Annotated in this window: 4 protein-coding genes; all 4 read left to right on the top strand. The window is 44.5% G+C overall.

Annotated features, from left to right (window positions below):
- A partial coding sequence (locus tag C6G87_RS08435; RefSeq protein ID WP_158653145.1) for a sulfatase-like hydrolase/transferase occupies positions 1 to 522 on the top strand: 522 nt, incomplete at its 5' end.
- A 1,514-nt stretch (positions 523 to 2,036) separates the two neighbouring features.
- The gene (locus C6G87_RS08425) at positions 2,037 to 2,366 is read left to right on the top strand and encodes a hypothetical protein (RefSeq protein WP_104753039.1); all 330 of its coding nucleotides are present in this window, start codon (positions 2,037 to 2,039) and stop codon (positions 2,364 to 2,366) included.
- A gap of 73 nt (positions 2,367 to 2,439) precedes the next feature.
- The gene (locus tag C6G87_RS08420) at positions 2,440 to 2,754 is read left to right on the top strand and encodes a hypothetical protein (RefSeq protein ID WP_104753038.1); all 315 of its coding nucleotides are present in this window, start codon (positions 2,440 to 2,442) and stop codon (positions 2,752 to 2,754) included.
- 9 nt (positions 2,755 to 2,763) lie between these two features.
- Positions 2,764 to 2,952 (top strand): hypothetical protein, encoded by a 189-nt coding sequence (locus tag C6G87_RS08415; RefSeq protein WP_104753037.1) that lies wholly within the window; start codon positions 2,764 to 2,766, stop codon positions 2,950 to 2,952.
- Positions 2,953 to 3,094: the final 142 nt, after the last annotated feature.

Below are 3,094 nucleotides of genomic sequence, written 5' to 3'. Positions count from 1 at the left end.
CATCTCATCGGTAGCCATGTGCTCTATGTAGAACGCTTCCCTAAAGCCTTTGCCAAGTTCACCCCTGCAGACATCCCCTATCAAGGTTTGCATGTCCAAGATGAGAAAGACAAGCAGATTGTGGCAGATTATGTCAATTCTCTGTATTACACCGATCATATTTTGAGCGAGATTTTTAAACTTTTTGAAGATAAAGATGCCATCATTATCTACCTCTCCGATCATGCACAAGATATTTTTGAGAGTGCGTCCACTTATGGGCATAAATGCTCTGCCTTTGGAGTAGAAATCCCCTTTGTGATCTATGTTAGCAATCTCTTCAAACAAAAACATCCTGAGAAGCTCAAACAACTCGCCCAAGCTGTGCATAAACCCTTTATGAGCGATGATCTTATCCACACTCTCTTACCCTTAGTGGGGATTCACACAAAGGATAATTTAGAAAGTAAGGATGTGTTGAGTTCTAAGTTTGACATCCATAGAAAAAGGGTGTATTGTGGGAATCAAGTGTATAAAAATTAAGATTTCTCTTGGGTTTTAAAACTAAGAATATGACCACTCTTAGAGTTTTACCATCACGCAAAAAGCTTTCATACTTAGGATAATACAACCCTCTATAAAGGCTCATTGAGCCTTGAGGACTTCTCTAAAATTAATGTGGATGATGAGGGGTTGACCCAAATTGAATTAGACTCGTTTAGAAAAACCTATAAGTTTAGTATCCTTGTTGGCTGACAAGACTTGGATCGGGCGTTGGGAATTTTAGTCAAAAATAAGAGCATTATCCCCCAAATCCCTAAACGATTTTTCTTTCTTTCACTCCCTTTAAGAGCAATGCAGAGGCGCATAACACTTCTTCTCAAAATTACATGTCTTAGTGGGAGATTTAATCAGAGGCGCTTACCACACCGATTTTAAAGTGCCCGTTAGGGAGAATAGATGGTTTAAAGGAGGGGCAGTTGTGGAGAGTGTGGAGGGAGAGGCAACCCAAGAGAAACACCAAGACCTCCCACCCAATGCCATTAGATATAGAAACTGAAAACGGGAGCGAAGACTATATAGAAATTATCTTGCCTCCATAGGCTATGATAAATGATGCGCCTTTAATCACTCTGGTCAATCCCTCACCTCTAAATTCCAGCTCTCTACTCAAGAGAGATTAAAGGAATCGTCTCTTTATAAAGAGGAGGTTAGTGGAGAGAGCACAAGGAGCTTGACACTTCAAGAAGTGCGTGCTAAAGTAGACAAATTAGAATAAAGTGATAGCGAGGATATCTATCTTGTCGATAAAAAAAGAGTTGGGTAAGTTATGGGAAGAGCTAACTAGAAACACCGATAAAAATCAAAAGGACACTGAATCCAATCGCAAAGGAGAGGGAATGCTGATGTACCGATACTTAGACGATCAAATGACACGCATCCAGTATCGTAGTGCATCAAGTAATCAAAGCCAGCATCTCCCTACGATAGATATTTATAATTCTGAAGAAAAAATTTGTAGAAAAATACATGTTGATGCCGATAAACCCGAAGGATCAAAACCATAAAAAGAGTCAAGATAATTTATAGTGAGGGACACCCTGAATTTTCAAGTCCATGTCCTAATTATGGGCATGAGCCCTGCCCTCTTAGTCTTATCCCCTACCTAATCATTAAGGCTACTTTCAATGTTGCCTACAAGTGCTAAATTTCTATTGCGTGAGAGTCATACTCCACATAGGATTGCGGGATCATCAAGGCTTGCCCGCTAGGTGGTCTTACAGCCTCTCCTCCAAGAGTGAGCCCGCCCTCTATAAATATTAATGCTCGCGTTTATATCTCTATCCCAAGAAAACCCACAAAAGCCATTATTGTGAAGTACCCACCCGCTAAAGACGAGCGGGATTTCTGCCGAGGAGTTTTAAAGCGGGGCGGTCTGCCCTGCTTGTTGAAAAACTTCTTGTAAGCCTTGTCCATCCTCTCGGGGTTTAGCGCGCGTAAAGCCATGTTTAAGCTTTGAGCACTTAGAATATCATAAAACCTCTGTAGGGACGGCGATGCAAGAAGAAAAGCCTTTTGATCCGCAGGCATACATCGACGCGCACATGCCCGCTTCTGCGTGCGTGTCCGCGCCCCTACCTTCTGATCCCACTCTCCAACAGCCACCCCGCGTTACGCTCGCCACCTTCAAGCGCGGCAAGAACAACCAAGCAGAAGAGCGCGCCGTCAAAGCCTACATCTTGAAGAACATGGGCGATTTTGACATCACCAAACGCACGCACACCGCACAAGAGAAATACCGCATGGTGTGTTTTGTGCAGGCTAATGCCATGCATTTCCCCATCTCTCTAATCGTGCGCATCTTGAGAAGCCCATGGGGAATTTGAGAAGACTCAAGCCCAAATCTACAAGATCGCCAAGAAGTTCACGATCTGGGCGCAGCGCTTCCAAGAGCATGGCATGGAGGGCTTAGAGACAAAACGGGGTAAGTATCCTGGGCAACACGAAAGTAAGCGCAAGTTTAATCAAGCCCTGATCAGAGAAGCCATTCTAGGTTTGGGCTCTAGCGGGGGGCGCCACTCCTACATGGCGTATTATAGGTACTATCTCGAGCTAGAGCGCGCCCACAATCCGCACTTCAAGGGGCATTATACAAAGTTTGTAAATTGGGCGCACCGCCTCATCGCTACAGATATGACCCTCCAAAGCGTCCTGATCAACGCCTCCATGCCTAAGTGCCCTCAAGACATCATCAACGCCATTTCAAGGGCATAGAAAGCCCCCATGCACGCGCTCAAAGTGTTTTTAAGCTTTCTATGCTTCTTTCTGATTCTGTGCTCTTGGTGGGCGTTTTGGTTTAGAAATGATCCTCATAGCCCCTCTTATAAGGCGTGGCAAGAGTCTTTACAAGACCTAGACCCCACCTATGCCCCCACAGGCGCGCGCTCAAGAAAAGAAGAACGCTATTTTTAATCTATACGATCGTCATCAGCCTGTGTTTAGGGGCGTTTAAGCAGAGGTGTCATATACAGACAGAGACGAATCTGCTTCTATTTTCTGCTCCCCTTTTTTCTGCCCCCCCTTAAAGAAGTACAAACCCCCCCACACCAAGACC

Origin of the sequence: Helicobacter baculiformis (assembly GCF_900197685.1) — a bacterium.
GTDB classification, from domain to species: domain Bacteria; phylum Campylobacterota; class Campylobacteria; order Campylobacterales; family Helicobacteraceae; genus Helicobacter; species Helicobacter baculiformis.
This window is presented reverse-complemented; position numbering and strand designations above follow the sequence as displayed.